Consider the following 24781-nt stretch of genomic DNA (forward strand, 5'->3'; position numbering starts at 1 on the left):
CCACATTCGCCGAGATCGTCCGCAGCGGCTGGGCCATGTACCAGGGCGGCGAAGCCGGCGAGGCGAGGTGGTAGATCTCCTCGAACTTGCCCTTCAGGGGGACCCGCTCGACGTCGCCGATCAGGATCCGGAGCCTGGGGTCGGACACGTGCGCCAGGTTCGTCCGGCACCCCGTCCAAAGATTGTCGACGACCAGACATTCGTCGATGTCGCTTCGTTCCAGAAGTCGATCGACCAAATGCGATCCGATGAAGCCAAGGCCCCCCGCCACCAGCACCCGCGCCATGAACAGCCCCGCTTATTGATTGCTCCGATCCTGAAGAAGCGTGGCCGTTTCTCGAGCTTTGCTTCTCCAAGCGGGCCCCTAACATTGCGTGCAGCGCCGCTGTTCCCATCGCGGACAGATTTTCGCCAGATTTCTTGCCCGCTCGCAGTTTTGTGACCGCGGCCGCGCGCGAACGTGGCGACGCGCCTCTCTCGTCGCGCATCGGCAGGGACCGGGCGGGGGGCCGAGCCTGCGGCTTTACGCGTCACGCGACGGCAGTCATACCGGCGCTATAATTGCCACGCTTGGCGCAACCCCGGGGCACGGGGCTTGCACGAAGCCGCGCAGTTCGGGGTGCGGGGGTCAAAATGGGAAGCCGTATACTGGTTGTCTTCGGGACGCGTCCCGAGGCGATCAAGATGCTGCCTGTGGTGAAGGCGCTACGCGCTCGGGCGGACCTCGACCCCGTCGTGGTCGTCACTGGCCAGCATCGCGAGATGCTCGACCAGGTGTTCGCCGCCTTCGCCGAGCGGCCCGACATCGACCTGGAGCTCATGTCAGCCGGTCAGACGCTGACCGACATCACCGTTCGCGTGCTCGCCCGCATGGCCGAGGTCTTCGAGCAGCAGAAGCCGGACCTGGTGCTCGTCCACGGGGACACGACCACCGCCATGGCCGCGGCGCTCGCCGCCTTCTACGCCCGCATTCCGGTGGGTCATGTGGAGGCGGGCCTGCGCTCGCATGACATCACGCGTCCCTGGCCCGAGGAGTACAACCGCGTCTCGGTCGACGCCGTGGCAGATTTCTGCTTCGCCCCCACCGAGACCAGCGCCGAGAACCTGCGCCGCGAGTCGCCGCGCGAGCGGACCATCGCCGTCACCGGCAACACCGGGATCGATGCGGTGCTCTACATGGCCGGCCTTGTGGACGAGGCCATGCTGGAGGACCTGGAGGTCACCCCGGCGGCCGACAAGAAGCTGGTGCTGGTCACCGGTCATCGGCGCGAGAGCTTCGGCGGCGGCTTCGACCGGATCTGTGACGGCATCGCCCGCATCGCCGCCCGCCCTGACGTCGAGGTGATCTATCCCGTCCACCTCAATCCCCAGGTCCGCGGCGTGGTCATGGAGCGCTTGGGCGGCCTCCCCAACGTCCACCTGATCGCGCCCGTCGACTACGTCCGCATGGTGGCTCTGATGAAGCGGGCCGACATCATCCTCACCGACTCCGGCGGCATCCAGGAGGAGGGCCCGGCGCTAGGCAAGCCGGTGCTCGTCATGCGCGAGGTCACCGAGCGGCCCGAGGCGCTGGCCACCGGCGTGGTCTCCCTGGTGGGCACAGATCCCGAGCTGATCCACCGGGAGGTCTCCCGCCTGCTAGACGAGCCGGACTACTACGCCGGCCGCGCCAGGCCCGTGTTCCCGTACGGCGACGGGACGGCCGCCGAGAAGATCGCCGACATCATCGAAGCCTATGCGCGTAAGGAGCGGGCCGCCGCATGAAGATCTGTGTCGTTGGCCTGGGATACATCGGCCTTCCCACCGCCGCCATGCTGGCCAGCCGCGGCCACGAGGTCGTGGGCTATGATGTGAACCAAAAGGTGGTCGAGCTGGTGAACGCCGGCCAGGCCCATTTCCAGGAGCCGGACCTGCAGATGCTGCTGACGGCGGCCGTCACCACCGGCCAGCTGCGCGCGTCGACCGAGCCCGAGACGGCGGACTACTACATCATCGCCGTGCCCACGCCGGTGCGCCCCGGCGGCGCGCCCGACATGAGCTATGTGGAGAAGGCCTCCGCCGCCATCGCGCCCACGCTGAAGGCCGGCTCGGTGGTGATCCTGGAGTCCACCTCGCCCGTCGGCAGCACCGAAATGGTCGCCGAGGTGCTGCGCCACGCGCGGCCCGACCTGACCTTCCCGCGCTACAAGGAGGAGGGCGCCGACGCCGATGTCGCCGTCTGCCACTGCCCGGAGCGCATCCTGCCCGGCCAGATGGTCCGCGAGCTGGTCCAGAACGACCGCATCATCGGCGGCCTGACCGAGGCCTGCGCCCAGAAGGCGCTCGACCTCTACCAGGAGTTCGTCACTGGCACATGCTACGTCACCGACAGCCGCGCCGCCGAACTGGTCAAGCTCTCCGAGAACGCGTTCCGGGACGTGAACATCGCCTTCGCCAACGAGCTGTCGATGATCTGCGACAAGCTCGAGGTCGACGTCTGGGCCGTACGCGAGCTCGCCAACAAGCACCCGCGCGTCTCGATCCTCGAGCCCGGGGCCGGCGTCGGCGGCCACTGCATCGCCGTCGACCCCTGGTTCATCGTCAACTCGGCGCCGGAAGAGGCCCGCCTGATCCGCATGGCCCGGGTGGTCAACGATGACAAGCCGCACCGCATCGTCGAGCGCGTCACCCGCCTAGCGGATCGCTTCAAGAACGCGGTCGTCGCCTGCTACGGCGTCACCTACAAGCCCGACGTGGACGACCTGCGCGAGAGCCCAGCGCTCGAGATCGTCGAGACCCTGGCCAAGGCCGACGGCCTGCAGATCCTGGTCTGCGAGCCCAACGTCACCGAGCTGCCGGCGCCGCTCGCGGGCCTGAACAACGTCCAGCTCGTCGACGCCGGCCGCGCCCAGCGCGAGAGCGACATCGCCGTCTTCCTCGTCGGCCACCGCCAATTCAAGCGCCTCGACCCGAACCAGTTTCTGAACAAGGTGGTGGTGGACGCGATCGGACTGGTGAGCCGACCGAACGCGCGGGGGGTGTAGGCGCGTAGGGGCATGTTGAAGCGGCGCTTATTTGCAGATGGTGTCGGACTGCGCGCGCAACTTTTGCGAGGCAGCCTGGGAAGCGCCGCGGCGAAGGCCTGTTACATGGTCTGCCAGTTCGCGGCAGGAATCTTGTTGGCCCGCATGATGGGGCCGGATGCCTTAGGGGTATATGCGCTGGCCATTGCGTTCGTGCAGGTCGCCGCGATCATCGCCCAATTCGGATTCCCTGCATCTCTAGTTCGCCTCGTCTCCGTTGCGAGTGCCCACAACGACCCTTCCTCCATCAGGAGCGCCGTGCTCGGTTCAGCAGAGGTCGTTGCGCTCATCTCCGCGTTCCTGATCATCAGTGCTGGAATCGCCTATTGGACAGTTGATGCAAGATTTGGCTTGCCGGCGGCAGCTCTGCTGCTCGCCCTCTTGCTTGTTCCACTTCAGGCACTAACCGCAACACTCTCGGCTGCGATCCGGGGGTTGGGATATGTGATCGAGAGTCAGATCGCCACGGAGGTGGTTCGATCAATACTACTACTACTGATGCTCGCGGCCTGGTGGGTGGTTCGGCCGGCGGCCACGCCAGAGCAGGCGCTGCTGCTGAACGTGGCAGCCCTGGCAGGGGCGTTTGCCGTGCTGGTCTTCGGCGTTCGCAAGAGATTGCCGCAGGTTGATCCAGGCGTCCGCGGCAAGCGCGACTACACGACGCTTGTTGCCAGCAGCTTCCCGTTCGTGTTGCTCGCCGGCGCTCAGGTGATCAACTACCAGATGGACGTTCTTCTTCTTGGCGTGCTTACAACGCGCGAAGAGGTGGGCCTCTACCGTGTTGCGCTACAGCTGGCTGACGGTGCCGGCGTGGCGCTCTTCGCCATTTCCATCGCGATCGCTCCAACGCTCGCCCGCCTTCAAGCGCAGGCCGACTGGCGCCGATTGCGGAAGCTGCTGGTCTATGCGCACGCCGCTGCTACAGCCCTGATGCTACCGCTGGGGTTGGGGATCTTTGGTTGGGCGGGGCCGCTCCTTGAATTGGTTTATGGCGGCCAGTACCGCCGCGCGGCTGGAGCGCTCGGCATCTTGGCCGTCGCCAAGGTCCTCTACGCGATGGTCTGCTTCTCGGGGGTGGCACTCAGCATGGCCGGGAAGCCATACGTGGCAGCCCTCATCAGCTTCATAACGATAGTTCTCAACGTGACTTTGAACCTCTTGCTCATTCCAAGTTACGGCATGGAAGGTGCGGCCATCGCCACCGGGACCAGTGAGTTCATCGTCAACGCGATAGGCCTTTCTTACCTGCTTTGGGTCATCAGGTCCGGTTCGATGGCGGCGCCCGACAAGCCCACGCCTGGCAAGCATTATTCGCGGAGCGAAGCGTGAAAGTTGGGATCGTCACGACTTGGTTCGAGCGCGGCGCAGGCGTCGTGTCTCGACAAATCGCCGATGCCCTAACTTCCGCGGGAATGGAAATCTTTATCTATGCCCGTGGTGAGCGATACGCGGTTGGCGATCCGAAGTGGGATCTACCAAATGTACGCTGGGCCAAGCGGTTACATTGGTCCGGTTCCGGGAAGATCGATCGTTCAGATTTTGACGACTGGATCTCTTCTTGTAAGTTAGAAGTCATAATCTTCAACGAACAGCGCTGGTGGCAGCCCATAATTTGGGCAAAGGACCGGGGTGTGACCTGCGGGGCATACATTGATTATTATACCAGAGAAAGCGTTTCGCTGTTCTCAATATATGACTTTTTGATCTGCAACACACAGCGGCACTACGAGGCGTTTCGCTGGCACCCCGGGGCATCCTACGTGCCCTGGGGCACCGAAGTTGATCTCTTCAAGCCTAGGCCAAAGAAGAATGGTCGACTCCGATTTTTCCACTCCTGCGGGTGGGATACCGCTAGGAAGGGTACAGATCTCGTAATAGCTGCCTTCAATCAGATTCGCGCAGATGTAGACGCAGAACTAATTATCCATAGTCAGATAGATCTGAGTGGTTCGATCTGCGAAGACGACAGAATAACGGTCAAGGTCGGGACAGTGCCGGCTCCCGGCCTGTATCATCTTGGAGATTTCTATGTTTATCCCAGCCGTCTGGAGGGAATAGGCTTAACAATCTGCGAGGCGCTGGCTGTCGGATTGCCCGTAATTACCACGGATGAAGGTCCGATGTCCGAGTTCGTGCTACCTGGGCGAACTGGATATCTTGTGCCGGTGGCGCGTCGCTTTGTGCGTGGGGACAACTATTACTGGCCGATGGCTGAGGTGAGCGTGCCGGACCTCGCGGCGGCGATGCGACGTGCGTGCGCGCTCTCCCGTTCTGAGGTCGAGATGATGCAGTCTGCCGCGCGCGGGTACGCCGTTGAGTCTCGGTCGTGGCGTGAAAACTCCAAGGCGCTCCCGGCGATCGTCGCGGGATCGATGTTCTCCAAACCTTCCGTCGAGACGGTCGCGTCGGTGAACCGTTTTGACTATGCTGGGGTGAAGGGCAAATTGGATTACCTTCTCGAGGTCCCACCCTTGCGGGCAGTGGGGTCGGCGATATTCCGAATCTATCGAGAGCATAGGCAGCCGCATATCTATGCGGCGACTAGCGCGAGCCCGTCGGCCAGGCCCGTGAAATGAATAATTTGCGTCTAAATGCCGAAAAAGTGTGGCCAGGCACCCCCCGCGCAAAGTTCGCTTCTATGGGGATTTTTAGGTACACGGCGCTATTCTTCCTCGTGTTCGCCACCTCTTTATTTCTGCACGATCAGTACAGATACGGTGACCAGACTTACTATTGGAGCTTTTATGAGCTCGCCAAGCGCGCCAACTTAGCTCAGGTGCCACACCTCCAGCGCGTGACAACTGGGAGCTCAGAGCCCGCATATGGGCTGCTCATATGGATGGCGTCGCGCTTCCTAGAAAAAGGTGTCTTCATATCAGTAGCGAACGGGATCTTCGTCTGCCAGATACTGGCATTATTCGAAAAATTTCGCGGTTCGAGATTTGCCTTCGTGCTCGTGGCGGTGGGTTATTACTCTCTGGTGTGTCTGTTTGCGGCAGAGCGGCTCAAATTTTCACTGATCTTCTTTATGGCGTTCCTGACAGTGCCGGGACTGGCGAGGTACGCCTTCGCTGCCCTCGCCCCGGCAGCGCACTACCAAGTTATCATTCTGTACGTAGCGGCTCTTGCTGGAAAGGCAGTCAAGCGGATTCGCGAGACTATTCCGACACGTCGCATACGCTGGCGAGATATCGCGGTCTTCGCCTTCGCGGGCGCCTTCCTGGCGTATTTCCTGGTCGAAAATAGATCTCCGATCGTCGACAAGATTTCAGGATACGCCACGCTGGATCATATCGAGACGATTAAAACAATAGTCCTCATGGGAATTATGTTGATCACTTGCCGTGACAAGTGGTCCGTAGTGGGGTCGATGGTGCCTATTGTAGTTGCGGCATATGTCGTCGGCGATGAGCGTGTAAATATGATGGGGTATTTGGTCTTTTTGTATTTCTTTCTCGTAGAAGGGAGGACCTGGAATATCGCGTTTCTTGCGGCGAACGCCTATTTCGTTTGGAAGTCGGTGCCTTTCATTACGGACGTGCTCGAATATGGCACCGGCTATCCCCCAGGTGCATGAACAATGGCTCATCATGAGACTCATGGCGCACGCGCTGAGGGGCGTGCCGGCGCCTCAACTCGGAGGTCCAATTGCGTAGGCCGGCGATACTTACGTTCACCCGATATTACATGCCTGGCTTCAAGGCGGGGGGGCCGATACGCTCCATTGCCAACATGGTCGCACGACTTTCAGACAGTTTCGATTGGTTCATCGTCACTAGAGATCGCGATTCCGGCGATCCAGCTCCGTATGCTGGTGTCAGTGTTGCGGAATGGACTTCCGTTGGCGGGGCGAGAGTCTATTATCTGCCGCCCGAACAACTGAACGCCATTGCTCTACGGCGTGTCGTGAACAGCATTCCGTTCGATGCGATGTACTTGAACAGCTTCTTTGATCCGCTGTTCTCCACAGTGCCGCTTGCGCTTCGCCGGATGAGAGCGATCGAGGTGCGGCCTACGCTTCTTGCCCCTCGGGGCGAATTCTCGCCCGGCGCATTGGCGCTCAAGTCGGCTAAGAAACGCAGCTATCGATTGGTCGCCGGCGGCCTCGGCTTGCATCGCGACCTCATTTGGCAAGCATCAAGTGATGTCGAGCGTTCGGACATCATTCGCGCTCTCAAGGTGAGCGCCGCAGATGTCTATGTGGCCCAGGATCTAGCGCCGCCCCCCCCTCCTCTGGGAGATCGGCGACAAAGCTCTGAAGGGCTTTCGCTTGTCTTCCTGTCGCGCATCTCGCCGATGAAGAACTTGCGTTTCGCCCTTGAGGTTTTGCGTTCAGTGCGCGTGCCAGTCCGGTTCGATATCTATGGCCCGGCCCCCGACGAGGGTTACGCACAACAATGCGTCGAGATCGCATCCACCCTCCCGGCCCACATCGCCGTGCGGTTCATGGGCGAAGTTGCGCCGGACGAGGTGCACGGGGTGCTTGGGCGATACGACCTGATGTTTCTCCCGACGCTCGGCGAGAACTACGGACACTCAATTCACGAAGCACTCGTGAGTGGGACGCCTGTGTTGATCAGCGATCGGACGCCTTGGCGGGCGTTGGGCCAAGACAACGCAGGATTCGATCTGCCACTGGGTGATCCGCAGGGATTTGCCGAAGCCATCGCGCAGTACTCACAGCTTTCCGAAGCCGAACGTCAGATGATGCGACGTTGCGCTCGCGCGCGTGGGCTGAGAAAATCAGAAGAGTTAGGCGATCTAGCTGCCAACAAAAAGCTGTTCGACAGGCTCGTTCGCGCCTCGCCTCACCGGGAGGTGCGCATCTGATGTCGGTGAAGACCCGACTCAAGTCGATCGCTGAGCGTGCGCCGGCGCCTCTTGCCCGCCTGCTTGCCTACGTGCCGTTCTCTGTCAGGCTGGGTCCGGGCTACGTCCGAACATTGAGACTTGCGGCGGGAATGACCTCGGCTCGCGCTTGCGACGTCCGGGCGTGGGCTTTCCCCAAGCTCAAGGCGATTGTGCGGCGTGCGTATGAGGAAACAGCCTTCTACCGTGCCTTCTATGATGCTCGCGGCTATGATCCCAGCCGGCTGAGGACGTTCGAGCACTTCCAAGATATACCGATCGTCACCAAGGCTGACCTGCGAGAGTTCGGGCTGGAGGATCGCTCCACGCCTGCGCCGAGACGAATGCTGATCAACACGGGGGGCACGAGTGGCCAACCGCTGGCCTTCCACGTAGACGGGGAAGCCTTTGCCCGCGAATGGGCTCACATGCACCTCATTTGGGGACGTGCGGGTTACCACTACCGCGATTTGAAGCTGACGATGCGCGGCCGCAACCTGGGTGGCGATGTGCTCAGGTACAATGCGGTGCACAATGAGTATATTATCAATACTTATGCTGATCGATCCGCAGTCGCCGATGCCCTGTATGAACTCCTGAAGCGCCGTAGAATCCAGTGGATCCATGGCTATCCCAGCATTGTCTCGGAGATCATCTCTTCCTTGGCTGATATCCGCCCAGAAGCGATGCGCGGACTGCAGCGAAACCTAAAGGGCGTGCTGCTTGGTTCAGAGTTTCCGGCGCCCCACTATGTCGAACCGCTGAAGCGCACATTGGGCGTGCAGATGACGGCTTGGTACGGTCACAGCGAGATGTGCGTCTTGGCTTACGAGGATGCTTCCAATCACTATGTGCCGCTTCACAGCTACGGTTTTGTCGAAGCTCTTGATGGCAGCGACGGCCAGAGGCTGATCGGCACCTCATACTGGAACACCGCGTCACCCTTCATCCGCTACGATACTGGCGACCTCGTCCAAGCGGAGGTTCGCGATGGTGTCGTTGAGTCCTTCGCGGTCGCGGCAGGCCGGACGGGTGACTTCGTCATCGATGGCCGCGGCATGCGCATAGCGCTCACCGCCCTGATCTTCGGGCGGCACCATCCGGCGTTCGACCGATGCCGTCATGTGCAAGTGCGCCAGGTGCAGCCGGGGAAGCTCGAACTGCTGGTGGTGCCCGGAGACAAGACCGTTGGTATTCCCGAAATCATGTCGGGCTTCGACTTCTCGAATGTCGAACTCAAGGTGTCTCCGGTTCTGCTTTCAGAGCCCGTAAGAAGCGAGGCGGGAAAAATCCGCCTCCTCGTATAGCTGTTCCTCCTCGAGAAGACGCAAAAACATGCGCCAAGTTATCCAATCCCTCGCCGACGGCTCAATCGAGGCCGCCAACGTTCCTTCGCCGCGGGCGCGGCGGGGCGGGCTGCTGATCGAGACTGCCGCGACCCTCGTGTCGGCGGGGACCGAGCGCATGCTGCTTGAGTTCGGCAAGGGGAACCTGCTGGAGAAGGCGCTTCAGCAGCCGCAGCGTGTGAAGGAGGTCCTCGCCAAGGCCCGCACCGATGGCGTGCTTGAGACCCTAGAGGCCGTCCGCTCCAAGCTCGATCAGCCCATTCCGCTCGGCTACTGCAACGCCGGTCGGGTGGTCGAGGTCGGCCCGGGGGTCACCGGCTTCGCCCTGGGCGACCGAGTGATCTCGAACGGTCCGCATGCCGAGGTCGTGGCCGTGCCGAACACGCTCTGCGCCAAGATCCCCGACGGGGTCTCGGACGAGGAGGCGGCCTTCACGCCGCTGGCGGCCATTGCGCTGCAGGGCGTGCGCCTGGCCCAGCCCACCCTGGGCGAGCGGGTGGCGGTGTTCGGCCTCGGCCTGATCGGCCTGATGGCCGTGCAGATCCTGCGGGCGAACGGCTGCCGGGTGCTGGGCCTGGACTTCGACGCCCGCAAGCTGGAGCTGGCCCGCGGCTATGGCGCCGAGGTGGTGAACCTCGCCGCCCGCGAGGACGCGGTGGCGGCCGGCATGGCCTTCTCGGACGGCCGCGGGGTCGATGCGGTGATCATCGCCGCCTCCACCAAGAGCAACGATCCCGTCACCCAGGCGGCCAAGATGAGCCGCAAGCGCGGGCGCATCGTGCTGGTGGGCGTCACGGGCCTCGAGCTCGACCGGGCCGACTTCTACGAGAAGGAGCTCAGCTTCCAGGTCTCGTGCTCGTACGGCCCCGGCCGCTACGACCCGAACTACGAGGAGCGGGCCCAGGACTATCCGTTCGGCTTCGTCCGCTGGACCGAGCAGCGCAACTTCGAGGCGGTGCTGGGCCTGATGGCCGACGGCGGCCTGAATGTGCGCGACCTGATCACCCACCGGTTCGACATCGGCGAGGCGCAGAAGGCCTACGACGCGCTGACCGACGACCGCTCGGCCATGGGCATCGTGCTGACCTATCCGACGGCGCCTTCGGAAACGAAGCTGGTGCAAGCGGTGGCGCTGAAGCCGGCGAGTCCGGCCCGCGCCGGCGCCCGGCTGGGGATGATCGGAGCCGGCAACTTCGCTTCGCGCGTGCTGATCCCGGCCATGAAGGCGGGCGGCGCGGACCTGAGGACCGTTACCAGCCAAGGCGGCGTCTCGGCCCTGGTCCACGGCCGCAAGAACGGCTTCGCCGAAGCCAGCACCGATATCGAGGCGGTGCTCGCCCATCCCGACATCGACGGCGTGGTGATCGCCACCCGCCACGACACCCACGCCGACCTCGCCGAGCGCGCCCTGGTCGCCGGCAAGTCGGTGTTCGTGGAGAAGCCGCTGGCCCTGGCTGAGGACGAGCTCGACCGCATCGCCGCCGCCGCCCAGTCGCACGAGCGGCCGCCGGTCGTGATGGTGGGCTTCAACCGGCGTTTCGCGCCCCTGGCGGTGCGGATGAAGCAGCTCTTGGACCAGCTCTCCGAGCCGAAGACCTTCATCGTCACGGTCAATGCCGGCGCCATCCCCGCCGACCACTGGACCCAGGACCCGCAGGTGGGTGGCGGCCGTATCATCGGCGAGGCCTGCCACTTCATCGACCTGCTGCGCTACCTGGCGGGCGCTCCGATCGTCGGCCTGCATGCCGTGAAGCTCGGCCGGCCGGCCGGCGGCGTGGCCGAGGACAAGGCCACCCTCGTGCTCGAGTTCGAGAACGGATCCCACGGCACGATCCACTATTTCGCCAACGGCTCGAAGGCCTTCCCGAAGGAGCGGGTGGAGGCGTTCGGCGGCGGGCGCATCCTTCAGCTCGACAACTTCCGGGCGCTGCGCGCCTGGGGTTGGCCGGGCTTCAGCAAGGCCACGAGCCGCCAGGACAAGGGCCATGCGGCCTGCGCCGCGGCCTTCGTCTCAGCCCTTAAGTCCGGCCAGGCCGCGCCGATCACGCTGGGCGAGGTGCTGGAGGTGAGCCGCTGGTCGATCCGGGCCGCGCGCTTCGACGGCTGATCCTCGCGTGCTGACCCGGGCCGTCCGCCTGTTCCATACGGTGCGCTACCTGCGGCCGGTGCAGATCTACGGCCGGGCGGCGCACAGGCTGCGGCGGCTGCGGCCCAGGCTCGGGCCGCCGCCGGCGGTGCGGGCGGTTGCGGGGACGTGGGCGCTGCCGCGCTGGCGTGCGCCGTCGATGCTGGGCCCGGCGCGGTTCCGGTTCCTGAACGAAGAGCACGAGCTGGCGGGACCGGGCGACTGGGACAATCCCGCCTGGCCGAGGCTCTGGCTCTACAATCTGCACTACTTCGACGATCTGGACGCCCTTGGGGCCGAGGGGCGGAGGGCATGGCATGCGGCGCTGATCGCGCGCTGGATCGCCGAGAACCCGCCGCCGTCGGGGCCCGGCTGGGAGCCGTACTGCCTGTCGCTCAGGATCGTGAACTGGTGCCGCTTCGCCTGGTCCGGCGGGCGGCTGGAGGCGGCCGCCGTCGAGAGCCTGGCCGTGCAGGTCCGGGCGCTCGCCGACCAGCTCGAGATCCACCTGCTGGGCAATCACCTCTGGGCCAACGCCAAGGCGCTGGTGTTCGCGGGCCTGTTCTTCGAGGGGGCCGAGGCCGACGATTGGCTGCGGCTGGGGCTGAAGCATCTGGTCCCCCAGCTGCGGGAGCAGGTGCTGCCCGACGGCGGCCACTTCGAGCTCTCGCCGATGTACCACGCGATCATCGCCGCCGACGTGCTGGATCTGCTCGCCGCCGATCGCATCGCGCCGGCCCGGCTGCCGCCGCCGCTGGCGGCCGAGTTGGCCGCCGCCGCCGGCCGGATGCTCGCCTGGGCCGAGACGATGAGCCACCCGGACGGCGAGGTCTCGTTCTTCAACGACAGCGCCATGGCCATCGCCCCGCGCGCGGCCGACCTGACCGCCCAGCTCGCCGCGCTGCGTTTGACCGCCCCGCCGCCGCTGGATCGCCCGGTGCGCTACCTCGAAAGTTCCGGATACGTCCGGGCGGAGGCCGGTCCCGCGGTCTTGTTCGCTGATGTTGCGAACGTCGGTCCCGACTATCTGCCCGGTCACGCCCACGCGGACACCTTGTCGTGCGAGCTGTCGCTGTTCGGCGCCCGTATGCTTGTCAACACGGGAACCTCCACCTACGACGCCGGTCCCGACCGGCTCTGGGAGCGCGGGACGGCGGCCCACAACAGCGTGGTTGTCGACGGCGCCGACTCCTCCGAGGTCTGGAGCAGCTTCCGCGTCGCGCGCCGCGCCCGGCCCATCGAGGTCGCCCTCTCAGCCGGGCAGGCCGGCGTCGAGCTCTCCGCCGGCCACACCGGCTATCGGCGGCTGCAGGGCCGCGTCACACACCGCCGGCGGTGGCGGCTGGACGAACGATCTCTAACTGTCGAGGACAGCATCGAAGGCCGCTCAAGCTCGGCCGAGGCCGTCTGGCTGCTGCATCCGGAGGTGCAGGTGGAGACCGCCCGAGAGCGCGCCGTCGTCTGCATCCTACGGAACCGCGCCGTCCAGTTGGAGCTCGATGGCGGAGAGGCGGCGATAGAAGACGCCTGGTGGGCTCCAGAGTTCGGCCTGCGCCTGCCGACCAAGCACGTCCGCTGCCGGTTCGCCGGCGACCGGCTGACAAGCCGATGGCTTTGGGGCTGAGCTGAGCTACTCGGCCGCGAGGCGATGGGGCTCGGGCGCGAGGCCCGGGAGCGCTTGGATGATCTCAAGGTAGCGCTTCGCCAGCACGGAACGGTCGTAGTTGGCGCGCACGAACGCCTTGCCTTCCGCGCCCATGGCCGCCCTCTGGGCAGGATCGCGCGCCAGTCTGCGCACGGCCTGCGCGAGTGCTTGCGGGTCTTCGGGCTCCACGAACAGTCCGCCGCCAGAGCTTTCCAGGATCCGCCGCGCTTGTCCGTCGACGGCCATGATGATCGGCCGCGCCATGGCCATGGCCTCGAACATCTTGGAGGGGATGACGCGGTGGAACAGCGGCGAGCGTCGGAGCACGACCAGGCTGACGTCGACGCTCGACCAAATCGCCGGCATCTCCGCGCGAGGCTGGTGGTCGAGCATGACCACGTTCTCGAGGCCGAGTTCCGCGCGGCGCGCCACCAGGCGCTGGCGCTCAGCGCCGGAGCCCACGAGGAGGTAGGCGATGGTCGGGTCGTCGCGGGTGAGCGCCGCGGCTTCGAGAACGGTCTGCAGGCTGTGCGCCATACCGTGGGTGCCGACGTAGCCGAACACCGTCTTGCCTCTTAGTCCGTGTCGCTCGCGGAAGCCCCTGGCTTCCGAGTTCTCACCGAAGAGGGCCAGATCGACCCCATTCTCGACGATGCGCACCGGCCGCTTCAGCGGCGCCCGCGCCGCGAGGTGTTCGATGAAGGCGGGCGACACCGCAACGATCTGGTCGGCGGCGCCATAGGCCCAGGCTTCGATTTTCTCCAACAGGCGGAACGCCGGGCCTCGCCCGCCCGCCGCGACCGCGGAAACGCTCTCCGGCCAAATGTCTCGCACTTCGAAGATCCACGGGGCGCGTAGCTTCCGAGCGACGAAGGCTCCGGCGATACCGGCGAAGAACTGCGGCGAGGTCGAGATCACCACATCGGCCGCGGGCAGCCGGCCCGCTTGTAGGATCGCCGACAGCATGAACGACACGTAGTTGAGGCTGCGTCGCACCGTTCCCTGATTGGCCGCCAGGTACGTGCCGAGCCGTATGACCTGGACGCCGTCCAGTTGTTCGGCGTGGAAGAAGGGGTTGCGGTAGCCGGGGTAGGGACGACCACCCGGATGGCTCGGCGTGCACGTCACGACGGTGACTTCGTGCCCCGCGCCTACCCACTCGCGCGCGAGTTCGGAGACGCGGTTTGCGGGCGCGTTGGACTCGGGCGGGTAGTAGTGGGTGAGAAAGAGGATCCGCATCGCTCTACCGCACCCCGCCGCCAGCCGTGATTGTCCAGAACGTCCGGATCACGATCTGGAGGTCGAGATAGAGGCTCAGCTTCTTCACGTAGAAGAGGTCGTAGGTCAGCTTCGTGCGGGCCTCCTCCGCGTTGGCCGAGGGCGGGGCGGAGACCTGGGCCCAGCCGGTGATGCCGGGACGGACGAGATAGCGGTAGGCATAATTGGGCAGGCGGGCCAGGTATTGCTCGTGCAGGGCGACGGCCTCGGGGCGAGGGCCGATCAGGCTCATGTCGCCCTTCAGCACGTTCCAGAGCTGCGGCAGCTCGTCGACGCGGAAGCGGCGCAGGATCCGGCCGATCGGCGTGACGCGGGCGTCGCCCACGACCGCGGCCTTCAGGGCCTCGCCCTCTCGCTCGGGTCGCATGGTGCGCAGCTTCCACATGCGGAACGGCTCGCCGCCCAGGCCCACGCGCTCCTGCACGAAGAAGATCGGGCGGCCCATTGTGACGAACACGGCCGCCATGGCGAGCGCCATCACCGGCAGGGCCACGGGCAGGATGAAGACCACCAGCCCGATATCCATGGCGCGCTTCAGCGCCTTGTACGAGGCGATGCCGTTGGGCGGCAGGTGGTCGACGTCGAAGTGGTCGAGCGAGACGGCGCCGCGCAGCTCCTCGATGTACTCGCCCACGTGCCGCACCTTGCAGCCGGCGAGCATGGCCCGCGACAGGGCCTTGGACCACTCGGCGCTGACCTGTTCGGTCAGCGAGACCAGCACGATGTCGAAGCCGCGCAGGTCGGTCTGCGGGTCGTTCACCACCTGGCCGAAGGGCAGGGCGGGGCGGACGTCGCCGATCAGAGGCCCGACGATGGCCACACGCCGCCGCGCCAGCCGGTGGCGGAGCAGCACCACGAGGCAGCTCACGAGGGCGCCGCCGGTGACGGCCGCGAACAGCATGGGCCGCGAGAAGAAGAGCCGGCCGCCAAGGACGGCCAGGGCGTAGGCGCCGAACAGCAGGAAGACCGTCAGCAGCGCCTGGCCCAGCTTGTAGTCGAGGCTGCCGTGGACGCGCGCGGCGTAAGCTGCGGCCAGCGCCATGCAGCCCGTGTTGATGGCCAGGTGCAGCAGGTATTCGGGCGAGGAGGCCCACATCTCGACGCCGCGGATCAGCAGCACGCTGCCCAGAGACCACAGCGCGATGAAGGCCGCCGCGGCGACGAAGGCGATCAGGGCGCCGCCGTCGGCGCGTTCGCGCCCCAGCGGCGTGGCGTCCTGGATGTCGCCGATCGGCTTCATGAGCATGGTCATGTCGCGCGCCGTTCCGCTTCGCGCGCGCGGCGCGCGTCGCCCGGAAAAGCCTGCGCCCCCCAAAACAAGACTCCTGCCACCCCTGCACGCAAGATGCATGCCGTGGTTGCAGCCTGCCGCGACTCGGCGACAGCCTCGTTAAGCGCACCTGTATACGCGCCCTTAAGGCTGGTACGGCGAAGCTTGGATCTCTCTCCGAAGGAGGGTTCCGTGTCCGGAGCACAGTTCGTCGAGGCGACCGACCCGTCCTTCGGGCCTGCAACTCCCGCCAGCCTGCCGCATTTAGCCGTGGCCACCGGCCAGGAGAGCGCTGTGCGTTCGCCTGCGCTGGAACTGCAGGAGGCGTTGGAAGGGATGCTGACCCAAACCGGCACACGCTCGCCCCGGCCGGCCGCCGTGATGGCCTTGGCCGTTGGCGCGACCGGTGTGGCGCTGGTGTGCGCCGCCTTCTGGGTCTCCCTGGCCCGGTTCGTCATCTCCGCGGTTTAAGCCGCCCCAGCCCCCGCCGGCGACGGATCGCCCCGTCCTCCCCCTAGCTGACGTAGTACTTCTTGTATTCGGCGTAGTAGTAGCCCGGGTCGCCGTAGCCGTACTTCGCCTGCTGCTTCATATCGACCTGGGTCAGGGCCACGCCGCCCATGTGCGCGCCGGTGCCGCTCAGCATCCGGAAGGCCGCCTCGATGGCGTGCTGCGGCGTCTTGCGCCACTTGGCCAGGAAGATCATCGCGTCGGCTTTCGGCGCCAGCACGCGGGTGTCGGCCACCGGCAGCACCGGCGCGGTGTCCAGGATGATCAGGTCGTAGCGCGTGCGCAGGTCGGCCAGCAGCCGGTCCATGGCGTTGGTCCCGAACACGTCCTTGGGCGTGACGGCGCTCTTGGCGAGCGGCAGGAAGTGGGCGCCGCTTTCCTTGTCGACGACCACCGCCTGCTGGAGCGTGGCTTCGCCGCCGAGCACCTCGAGCAGGCCCACGGCCGGCTCGTGGCCCATCAGGCGGTTCACGGTGCGGCGGCGCAGGTCGCAGTCGACGACCAGCACGCGGCCGCCCTGCAGCGCCGCGACGCGGCCGAGGCACACCGACGTCGTCGTCTTGCCTTCGCCGGGCAGGGCGGAGGTGACGCCCACCACCTTCACGGGCTCGCCGATCCGCGAATAGAGGATCGAGGTCCTGAGGTTGCGGAACGCCTCGGAGAAGGCCGACAGCGGCTTGGCCACGACGTGATCCAGCGGGTTTGTGTTGTCGTCGGCGACCGAGGCCAGGAGCGGGATGGCGCCCAGGTAGGTGGTGTCGAGGCGCCGTTCGACGTCCTCGGCGGTGGCGAGGCCGGCATCCAGCATTTCCGCCAGCGCCACGGCCCCCACGCCGGCGCCCATGGCGAGCAGCAGGCCCAGCGCCAGGTTCAGGGCGACCTTGGGCGAGCTCTGGCCCGTCGGGATCTTCGCCTTCGAGACGATGCGCGCGTCGGACTGGCCGATGCCTTCCTGGCTGCTCGTCTCCTTGTAGCGGTTCAGATAGCTCTCGTAGAGCGTGCGCGAGGCGTCGGCGGTGCGTTGCAGCTCGTTCAGCCGCACCATGGCGCGGTTGTTCGAGGCCAGCGTGCCGCGCGCGCCGCCCAGGCTGCCGGCGATGGCGCCGGCGCGCTGCCGCGCGACCTGCGCGCGGGCCTCGAGGTTGGAGATGATCCGACCGATCTCCTGCTCGATCTGGGCGTCGATGTCCTGCAGCTCGCGCCTGGCCTTCAGCATCTCCGGGTGCCGGTCGCCGTAGCGGCCCTGCAGGTCGGCCACCTTGGCGCTGACCTGGACGCGCTGCTCGCGCAGCTTCTGCACGACGGGCGAGGAGAGGGCCTCGCCCACGTCGTCGCCGGACGAGCCGCTGGCCAGCTGTCGGCGGGCGGTGGCGAGGCGCGCCTCGTCTTCCGCCACCTGGGCGCGGGCCTGGGCCAGCGTCTGGTTGTAGTTGGAGATCTCCTGCTCGGTCAGGTTCGTGCCCGACGCGGAGAGCAGGTTGTTGGCGATCTTGTACTGCTGGACGGCGGCCTCGTCGGCCAGCACCTGGTCGCGCAGGCTGCTGATGCGCTCGTTCAGCCAGCTGGTGGCCTGCTGGGTGGCCTCGAACTTCGCCTCAAGCTGCTCCAGCAGGTAGAGCTCGGCGAACTTGTTGGCGATGCGGGCCGCTTTGGCAGGGTTCTCGGACTCGTACGAGACGTTGATGATGTAGGTCAGGCCGGCGCGCTTGACGGAGAGCCCGTCCAGCACCGCGTCGACTACCTTCTCGTGGGCCTTTTGCTGCGCGATGGGGGAGAGCTTGGCGTCGGCCGGCGTCGCAGCGCCGAACAGGCTCGCCACGCCCCCGATCACGGCGCCCAGACCCTCCGGCTTGCGGACGGCCGGGTTGAACTCCGGATCCTGGTCGAGCTTAAGCGCGGTCACGACGCGCTCCGCCAGCTGGCGCGACTTCAGGACCTCGACCTCGGTGTCGACCGTGCTGGAGTCGGCGGGCAGGCCCGACAGCACTTCTTCGACGTTGGTGACCTTCTCCTGCCGCGTGTCGAGCATGACGTTGGCCGTCGCGGTGTACTTCGGCGTCGCCTGCAAGGTGAGCAGGATGGCCGCCAGCAGGACGGCCGCGCCCACCGCCGCGAACAGCCGCAGCCGACGGCGGAACACCGTCAGAAGACGCCGCAGGTCCAGCTGACCGGCGATGGTCGCCGCCCAGGCCGACGGAGCAGGGCGATGGCCGGTCTCGTGGTCGAGCGCGTTGGCGGGGCTATGGACGGTCATGGCGGGATCCGGACACTCGGCAATCGTGGGTTGTCTGGCGCTGGCACAGACCAGCTATCAGACTTCAAGTTCCAGGCCAGCCGGCGCGGCCGGATCGCGACCTTATGTCAGTCCCGCCGCGCCGCCGGGGATCAGTACTGGAGCGTCAGCGTCGCGCCGATGCGGTTGACCTTGAAGTCGTTGCCGCCGTCCGCGCCGTTCGACTTCTGCTTGAAGTAGTCGTAGCTGAGCGTCACGCCCACGCTGCGGTTCATCAGGTAGGTGGCCGACACGCCCGCGGTCGTGCGTTTGTCGTTGCGATCGATGCCTTTGTAGTCGTCCTCGCCCCAGCCGGCGCGGCCGGTGAGGATGACGTTGCGCATCAGCTCGTAGTCCACCTGACCGCCGACGTTGGACGACAGGTAGCTGGAGGAGCCGACGATGCCGGCGTCTTCCACGGTCCGCGAGCCGTTCAGCGTCAGGGTGACGAGCTGGGTGGGGAACCATTCCAGCTGCCCCCGGGCGCCGAAGCCGTTGACGTCGTCGAAGGCGGGGTTGTCGAAGCTCTGGCTCAGGTAGCCCAGGCCCACTTCGCCGCGCACCAGCGCCGAGACCTCGAAGTTGGCGCCGGCGAGCACCTCGACGCCGTCGGAGTCGCGATTCACGAAGTTCGGGAAGGCCGCCGCCGGCGGGTTGTTCAGGCGGTAGGCCCGCTTGTTGCCGGTCACCTGCACGAAGAGGGCGGTGTCCGGGCTTACGGCGTAGTCGGCCCGGCCCGAGAGCGAGGTAACCGTGCGGTCGCGGTCGTCCTGCGGCGTGTTCCCGACCCGCGAAAGGTAGGTGAAGTGGCGCGCGTCCAGGCGGCTGGACAGGCGCAGACGGTTGAACTCGCGCGCGCCCGACAGATAGGCGCTGGTCAGCTCGTACTGCACCGGACGAGCCTGGCCTTCCGAGGTTGCGGTCGTTCGCGGCTCAGTCAGGCGCGACCAGTCGGCGCCGGCGTTGATCTGGGTCGTGCGGAGGACGTCGATGCGCCCGTTGGCGCCGACGGAGTAGTCCTCGGTGTCTTCGCTCGAGAAGTCGGCGAAGCGGTGGACCATCGCCCGGGCGTAGGCGTTCAGCGCATGCCGTGACCACGTCGATTGGGCGCTCACCTCCGGCACGATGTGGAAGATCGTGTCGTCCTGCTTGTTCGTCGCGGTGGCGAAGATGTTGTCGTTGCGCTCGGCCGTCGCGGTGACCTTGGGCCAGATCATGAAGGCGCCGGTGCGCAGGCCGACGGCCTCGTAGCCGGGGTGCGGGCGCTGGCGGACGCTGATGTTGCGGTCGCGGCGGAAGTTGCCCGCGCCCGCGTCTTCCGCGCCGCCGAGGCTGCCGCGCAAGGACTGCGCCGCGCTCGCGCTCGGCATGGCCAATAGGATCGCCGCCCCGGCGATGAGGACCCGCTTGTCCGCTTTCACGATGATGCCCCGCTTAAAAAGTCACGGCCGCCCGCCCGGGGGCGGACGGCCATCGATGATGCTGCTCTTGATCGGCTCGCCGGGTCTGACGCCCGCGTCGCCTTAGTTGCCGGGGTGCGAACCGCCGCCGCCGCCGCCGCCGCCGCCACCGCCGCCGGGCGGGCCGCCGCCACCGACGCCAGGAGCGCCGCCGCCGGGCGCGCCGTTGCCGTTCCCGTTGTTGTTATTGTTGTTGTTATTATTGGCGTTGTTCTGATTGTTGTTGTTCGCGTTGTTGCTGTTGCCCGGGTTGCCGCCGACAGCGCCGGTCGAGCTGCTGATCGCCGCGGTGACGACCTGCTGCTGCTGCTGCACCGCCTGGGTGACCGCCGCGGTCACCGTCGCGGCCGCCTGCGGGTTGTTCGCCACAGCGGGAGCCTGAGCCACGATCTGGGCGACCTGAGCCTGCACGGTGTTGAGCGCGGCCTGGGCGATCGCCGGGTCGGCGCCGTCGATCACATTGGCGATGGCTTCGGCCACCGCAGCCTGCAGGGCGTTCGGGTCGGTCGTCGAGGCCACGGCCTGCTCGACCGCGTTCTCGATCGCTTCCGCCAGCTGCGCCGCCTGCTGCTGCGCCGCGGAGTTCTGGGCAACCGCGACAGCCGGGATCGCGGCCGAGCCCACCAGGGCCGTCACCGCGAAGGCGCGCGCCACAGCGCCGATCGAAAGAGTCTTGAGGCCCATGTGCCCCCCCACTTGGATATCCTGTTCGGCGATAGCGCCGTTCGACCGTATGGCCACAACAGCCGCGCTTACTCAAGCAATTTCTAGCAACAGTTTAGTAACGAAATGACCATCTGCCCTGATTGTGGGCGCGCTGTGGTCATTTCGTCGCGCTGGCCTTCGCCGCGTTTAACCATAGCGCGCCCGACAGGCGCCCGGCAGGGTTGCGAACTGCAACCGCCATTTGCTGCAACTCATCGCGCTTGTGGTAATCGCGCCAGAGAGCCTCGAACTCCTTCTTGGCCGACATGCGCACATCTCGCGGAATCGACTGCGAATTCTCGAGGATGAAGCCGATCCGCCAGACGCCGGCGTAGATGTCCACGCCGGCGATCTCATAAGAACGGCGCAGCAGGGCGACGGCGTCGTCGGTCAGGGCGCCGTTCTGCAGCCGGCTGGCATAGGCAAGGCGAAGCCAGGAACTGTTGTCGTAGGGAAACTGCCGCAGCGCCTTGCGACTAAGCTCGGCCGCCTCCCGCGCCTCGCTGGTGGAGGGGACCGGGGTCGCGAGAAGCTTCTCGGCCGGCCGGGCGTAGCCCGCGGACAGTTCCAGCAGCGTCATGGGTCCGAGCTTGGCCGCCCCGCCACCGTTCAGCGCCGTCAGCGCCAGCAGAGATAGCCCGGCTGTGAGGACTGGCGCGGCGACCAGTATTGCGAGGCGAAGCGACCGGGCGGTCATCGGCTGGACGTCCCCTGAGCGAGCGAGACCTGCAGCCCAAGGGCCCAGGCCCAGAGCGCGGCCACCGACGGCGTGAAGAGCGCGGAATCGGTGAACCCGTGGACAAGGAACACCGCGTCGCACGCGAGAAGGCCTGCCAGCACCCCAGTCATGCGGCTGCGGCGCACAGCCCCACGCAGGGTGAGCAGCAGCAGCCACGCCACGCAGAGGAACATCGGGACGGCCATCAGCAGGCCGCCTTCCTCGAGCCACTGCAGGTAAAGGTTTAGAGGCACGCGAAGATTGAACAGGTAGTCGAAGTTGGAGACGCTCAGCAGGCTCTTGTTGATGGGCTCGAAGTTGCCCAGGCCGTAGCCGAACAAGGGCGAGGCGAGGAACGCCTCCCAATGGGTTCTCCAGGCTTGGAGCCTCAGCTGGGGATCCGACCCGCCTTGCACGAGCCGGTCCAGGAGCTGGTCGCCGAAGAAGACCAGGGCCACGGCGAGAATGGCGATGCTGGCGAGCGCGACGCCAAGGGCGCGCGAGAGTTTGAGACCACCGCCGGCGAGGCGCACGAGCAGATAGACGAGCAGTGCTGCCGTGATCGCCGCAAATGCGCCGCGCGACGCCGTGGCGAACATCGTTGCGGCAAGCGTGGCCGTCGCCCCCGCCAGCAAGAGGACTTCCGCACGCCAGCGCCGCCCGCGGCCCTGTGCGCTCAAGGTTGCTGCCACGCCCAGGATGGCGAGGGCGGCGAAGACGTTGCCCGCGGTGTTGGCGTTGAGGAAGTGGGCCTCCACGCGACGCGATTGCTGCACGATCGACCCCGTGGCGGACCCGACGAACGCCCAGAGCGCAAAGGCGCCGCCGAGGAGCACCATCAGCCAGACGGCCCAGCGCGCCCGGTCGTCCCGCGCGCCCGTGGCCGCCCCGACGATGAAGAAGCAGGCGAGGCCCAGCAGCTTGATCATCTCGACGATGGTCGTGGAGCGGTCGACCGTCGCGGCGCCCTTCAGACCCACATAGGTCCAGATCGGATGCGGTCCGCCCGGCACGTAGGGCGTCAGGCTCCACACGCCGACAACGAGCACGAGGCCGAACAGCAGGGCTGCGGCCTCCAGCCCCTTCAGGCGCAGGAGGTCGGCGCGCACGCTGGGTGTGGCGAGGGCGCCTGCCGCCAGCAGGGCCGCCACCAGGTACATGCTGAGGGCGACATCGCCCACGAGGCCGCCGTACATCAGGTGGGCCAGATAGATCAGGCCGACGCCCGCGCCCGCGATCCATGCGTGCTTGGGCGGCGGCCACAAGCCCGCGGCGCGCCGCGCAGATCTGTCGCCTTCGCTCGACACGGATGAGGTCCCCCGACTCAAGTCGCGAGGAGAGCCCATCCTCGGAGTACGATCAACTCGGCGACCGTCAGGCGCTCGCCGCCTGGGCCGCCGCGTAGTCGTCCCAGATAGCCAGCACGCCGAGCTGTGAAAGCTGGGCGAACATCCGCCGCAGGTGCAGGGCGTTCTCGGCGGCGAACCGCACCACGCGGGGACGGCCTAGCGCGTAGGCGGTCACGATCAGGCCGCCCGAGCGTCGCTCCACGTAACCCAGCTCCTGCAGCGCGAGCAGATGTCGGCGGGCGGTTTCGGCGGGCAGCCCAAGCCGCCGGGCGAGTTCCGTCTGGCGGACGGGCCGGCGGTGGCGGTCGTCGAGCAGGCCGTCCTCGCGGGCCAGCTCGGGCGCCAGCGTCGCGCCGACGTGCTCCGTGTTGGCGCGGAAGATCTCGAGGAGCAGCAGGCAGGAGATCATGTCGCCGAACTCGGTGTGCGCCACGTCCATCGCCCGCAGCATGTAGTCGGAGACCAGGCGCGCCACGGTGCGGACCGGCACAAGCCCCCTCGCGAGCTCCACGCTCGGCGGCGGCAGGTCGTCGAGCACGCCCAGCCGGCGCAGGTCCCCGTGCAACCGGCGCAGCCGCTCGTAGGCCTGGAAGGCGCCGGCGAGGTAGGTCGGGTGGGTTAGGATCTCGGTCGGGACGATGACGCCGTCGCGGGAAAGGCGGCAGAGGCCGCTTCGCTGAAGGCCGTGCACCCGCCGCCGCACGCTCTCGAACGGCAGGCGCAGGGAACTGGCCAGCGCATTGACGCTGACCGGGCGGCGCATCTCGTCCGGCGGGGGCGCATCGGCGTCCGCGAACGCCACCTGCAGGTCAGCGCGGCCGCTGATGGGGGCGACATTGGCCTGGACGATGGTGGAGAGCAGCAGGGCGTCTAGGGGGTGACGTCCGTCCCGCCCGATCTGGATCAGGTCGAGGATGAAGGCGACGCTCGCCCGATGGGCGGCATTGGCCACGTCCTGCGGTCGGAAAGGCGCGGCCGCCGCGATATCGGATGAGGGCGCCCCTGTGGCCATGCGACCAGCTTAGCGGTCTACGGGCAGGCGCCGTCAACATGGGTTCGGGCCGCCGGCGCCGCGCGCGAGCGCAGCGGTCGTCGGCCGTCCAAGATCGACGCTCGGGGGATGGCGCCGCCGCCGCCGATCAGGGTTGGATCGGGCGTGATTCCGCCGGGCTGAACGACGCGACCTGCAGGCGCTTGGCCGGGAGAGCCTCCGGCGCCGCCATGGCCCAGTTGAAGGCGTCGCCGCCGATCTGCCGCTGGCGCCAGCGGTAGGGGGCCTCGCGCCAGGGCAGGACCCAGGAGGACAGGTTGTCGAGCACGAACTCGCCCTTGCTGGTGGCGACCAGCAGCACCGCGTGGGTTTCACCCCAGGTGGTGGTGACGACGGCGATGTTGAGCGCGCTCGCCGGCACGCCGGCTTCCAGGAGCGCCCGGCGCTTCTCGAGCACGAAGTCCTCGCAGTCGCCGACGGCCTGGCCGTCCTTCAGCGGCGTGGACCAGTAGTCTTCGCGCCGCCATGCCTGGGCGTCGGTCTCGCGGCGCATGGCGGCGTTCACGCGGGTGTTGATGCGGTTCAGCTTGCCCCAGAGGTCCGGCGTCAGCTTCGGGACGGCTGGCGCCCGGGCCACGGCGCGCGTCGTCGGATCGATGAACGCCACGTCGGCGGGCGGGGCGGCGGCTTCGACGACCGCCGCCAGCGGCTCGTCGACCGGCAGCAGCGTCAGGGCGGGCGTCACGGCTACGGCGTTCGTCGTCACGCCCACCGAGGCTGTGGCCGGCTGGAACGGCGCCGGCGACAGCAGGGCGCGCCGATCGGCCTCGGCCTGGCGCACGCCGGCCAGCACCTGGTCGGCGTCCGAGCCGCAGTCCTGGGGCTGGCGGCCGCAGAAGTCGACGAACCCCGCCGGGGGCAGGGCGATCCGGCCGGCCGGCAGGAAGGCCGGAGCTTGCGGGGCCGCCAGGGAGGCCGACGCGCTCATCCAGAGTCCTGCGACGGCTGCAAGCCGCCGCAGGACCTTAACTTGAAGCACCACACCATCACCCAATTCGTTCTTATTGGGTCTGGTGTACGCATCAGGCTGTTAAGGGTGCCTGTATTGGCATGGTTACGTCAGAATAAATGGGGAATTAAGTCTCCGTTTTCCTGGGTAAACCCGCGGTAAATCTGAGATTAGGCTTATTGAAATCTTGGTT

General features: G+C 66.7%; 20 protein-coding genes. 10 read left to right on the forward strand and 10 right to left on the reverse strand.

Features of this window, described 5'->3' with window-relative positions:
- Window positions 1–286, reverse strand: a 286-nt coding sequence (locus tag RIF93_RS04995) for an NAD-dependent epimerase/dehydratase family protein (RefSeq protein ID WP_309089042.1), incomplete at its 3' end; no start/stop codon positions are given.
- Window positions 287–633: 347 nt separating this feature from the next.
- Here RIF93_RS04995 and wecB point away from each other — a divergent pair.
- From wecB to RIF93_RS05040, 9 genes are all read left to right on the forward strand, one after another.
- Window positions 634–1764 (forward strand): non-hydrolyzing UDP-N-acetylglucosamine 2-epimerase, encoded by a 1131-nt coding sequence (gene wecB / locus RIF93_RS05000; RefSeq protein WP_309089044.1) that lies wholly within the window; start codon window positions 634–636, stop codon window positions 1762–1764.
- The gene (wecC, locus tag RIF93_RS05005) at window positions 1761–3023 is read left to right on the forward strand and encodes a UDP-N-acetyl-D-mannosamine dehydrogenase (protein ID WP_309089046.1); all 1263 of its coding nucleotides are present in this window, start codon (window positions 1761–1763) and stop codon (window positions 3021–3023) included. Before wecB ends, wecC begins: the two co-directional genes overlap by 4 nt.
- A 12-nt stretch (window positions 3024–3035) precedes the next feature.
- Entirely contained in the window at window positions 3036–4391 is a 1356-nt protein-coding gene (locus RIF93_RS05010) for an oligosaccharide flippase family protein (RefSeq protein WP_309089048.1), read from the forward strand.
- Window positions 4388–5638 carry a glycosyltransferase family 4 protein gene (locus tag RIF93_RS05015; RefSeq protein WP_309089050.1) on the forward strand — a complete coding sequence of 417 codons (1251 nt, stop codon included), beginning with the start codon at window positions 4388–4390 and terminating at the stop codon, window positions 5636–5638. Before RIF93_RS05010 ends, RIF93_RS05015 begins: the two co-directional genes overlap by 4 nt.
- The gene (locus tag RIF93_RS05020; protein ID WP_309089051.1) at window positions 5635–6639 is read left to right on the forward strand and encodes a hypothetical protein; all 1005 of its coding nucleotides are present in this window, start codon (window positions 5635–5637) and stop codon (window positions 6637–6639) included. Before RIF93_RS05015 ends, RIF93_RS05020 begins: the two co-directional genes overlap by 4 nt.
- Before the next feature lie 155 nt (window positions 6640–6794).
- The gene (locus tag RIF93_RS05025) at window positions 6795–7892 is read left to right on the forward strand and encodes a glycosyltransferase (protein WP_309089052.1); all 1098 of its coding nucleotides are present in this window, start codon (window positions 6795–6797) and stop codon (window positions 7890–7892) included.
- A complete protein-coding gene (locus RIF93_RS05030) occupies window positions 7892–9217 on the forward strand; it encodes a hypothetical protein (RefSeq protein WP_309089053.1) in 1326 nt (441 codons plus the stop codon). The genes RIF93_RS05025 and RIF93_RS05030 overlap by 1 nt, the downstream gene beginning before the upstream one ends.
- A gap of 28 nt (window positions 9218–9245) precedes the next feature.
- Entirely contained in the window at window positions 9246–11363 is a 2118-nt protein-coding gene (locus RIF93_RS05035) for a bi-domain-containing oxidoreductase (protein ID WP_309089054.1), read from the forward strand.
- A 7-nt stretch (window positions 11364–11370) separates the two neighbouring features.
- Window positions 11371–13005 (forward strand): alginate lyase family protein, encoded by a 1635-nt coding sequence (locus RIF93_RS05040; protein WP_309089055.1) that lies wholly within the window; start codon window positions 11371–11373, stop codon window positions 13003–13005.
- 6 nt (window positions 13006–13011) lie between these two features.
- On the opposite strand, the gene RIF93_RS05045 is transcribed toward RIF93_RS05040, so the two are convergent.
- Both RIF93_RS05045 and RIF93_RS05050 read right to left on the reverse strand, forming a co-directional pair.
- A complete protein-coding gene (locus RIF93_RS05045; protein ID WP_309089056.1) occupies window positions 13012–14265 on the reverse strand; it encodes a glycosyltransferase family 4 protein in 1254 nt (417 codons plus the stop codon).
- Between the two features lie 4 nt (window positions 14266–14269).
- Window positions 14270–15556, reverse strand: a complete 1287-nt coding sequence (locus RIF93_RS05050; protein ID WP_309089059.1) for a sugar transferase — start codon at window positions 15554–15556, stop codon at window positions 14270–14272.
- Window positions 15557–15766: 210 nt separating this feature from the next.
- On the opposite strand from RIF93_RS05050, the gene RIF93_RS05055 reads away from it, so the two are divergent.
- Window positions 15767–16045 (forward strand): hypothetical protein, encoded by a 279-nt coding sequence (locus RIF93_RS05055; RefSeq protein WP_309089061.1) that lies wholly within the window; start codon window positions 15767–15769, stop codon window positions 16043–16045.
- Between the two features lie 43 nt (window positions 16046–16088).
- On the opposite strand, the gene RIF93_RS05060 is transcribed toward RIF93_RS05055, so the two are convergent.
- From RIF93_RS05060 to RIF93_RS05090, 7 genes are all read right to left on the reverse strand, one after another.
- Window positions 16089–18338 (reverse strand): polysaccharide biosynthesis tyrosine autokinase, encoded by a 2250-nt coding sequence (locus tag RIF93_RS05060; protein ID WP_309089063.1) that lies wholly within the window; start codon window positions 18336–18338, stop codon window positions 16089–16091.
- A gap of 131 nt (window positions 18339–18469) precedes the next feature.
- The gene (locus tag RIF93_RS05065; RefSeq protein WP_309089065.1) at window positions 18470–19777 is read right to left on the reverse strand and encodes an outer membrane beta-barrel protein; all 1308 of its coding nucleotides are present in this window, start codon (window positions 19775–19777) and stop codon (window positions 18470–18472) included.
- Window positions 19778–19879: 102 nt separating this feature from the next.
- Window positions 19880–20500 (reverse strand): hypothetical protein, encoded by a 621-nt coding sequence (locus RIF93_RS05070; RefSeq protein WP_309089067.1) that lies wholly within the window; start codon window positions 20498–20500, stop codon window positions 19880–19882.
- Window positions 20501–20639: 139 nt separating this feature from the next.
- Complete coding sequence (locus RIF93_RS05075) at window positions 20640–21218, reverse strand: hypothetical protein (protein ID WP_309089069.1); 579 nt, start codon at window positions 21216–21218, stop codon at window positions 20640–20642.
- The gene (locus RIF93_RS05080) at window positions 21215–22546 is read right to left on the reverse strand and encodes an O-antigen ligase family protein (RefSeq protein WP_309089071.1); all 1332 of its coding nucleotides are present in this window, start codon (window positions 22544–22546) and stop codon (window positions 21215–21217) included. The genes RIF93_RS05075 and RIF93_RS05080 overlap by 4 nt, the downstream gene beginning before the upstream one ends.
- A 67-nt stretch (window positions 22547–22613) precedes the next feature.
- Window positions 22614–23540, reverse strand: coding sequence for a helix-turn-helix domain-containing protein (locus tag RIF93_RS05085; RefSeq protein WP_309089073.1), 927 nt, complete (start codon window positions 23538–23540; stop codon window positions 22614–22616).
- Between the two features lie 187 nt (window positions 23541–23727).
- On the reverse strand, window positions 23728–24567 hold the full coding sequence (locus tag RIF93_RS05090; protein WP_309089075.1) for a transglutaminase-like cysteine peptidase: 840 nt from the start codon (window positions 24565–24567) through the stop codon (window positions 23728–23730).
- Window positions 24568–24781 lie beyond the last annotated feature (214 nt).

Origin of the sequence: Phenylobacterium sp. (assembly GCF_031181185.1) — a bacterium.
Taxonomy (GTDB): Bacteria; Pseudomonadota; Alphaproteobacteria; order Caulobacterales; family Caulobacteraceae; genus Phenylobacterium.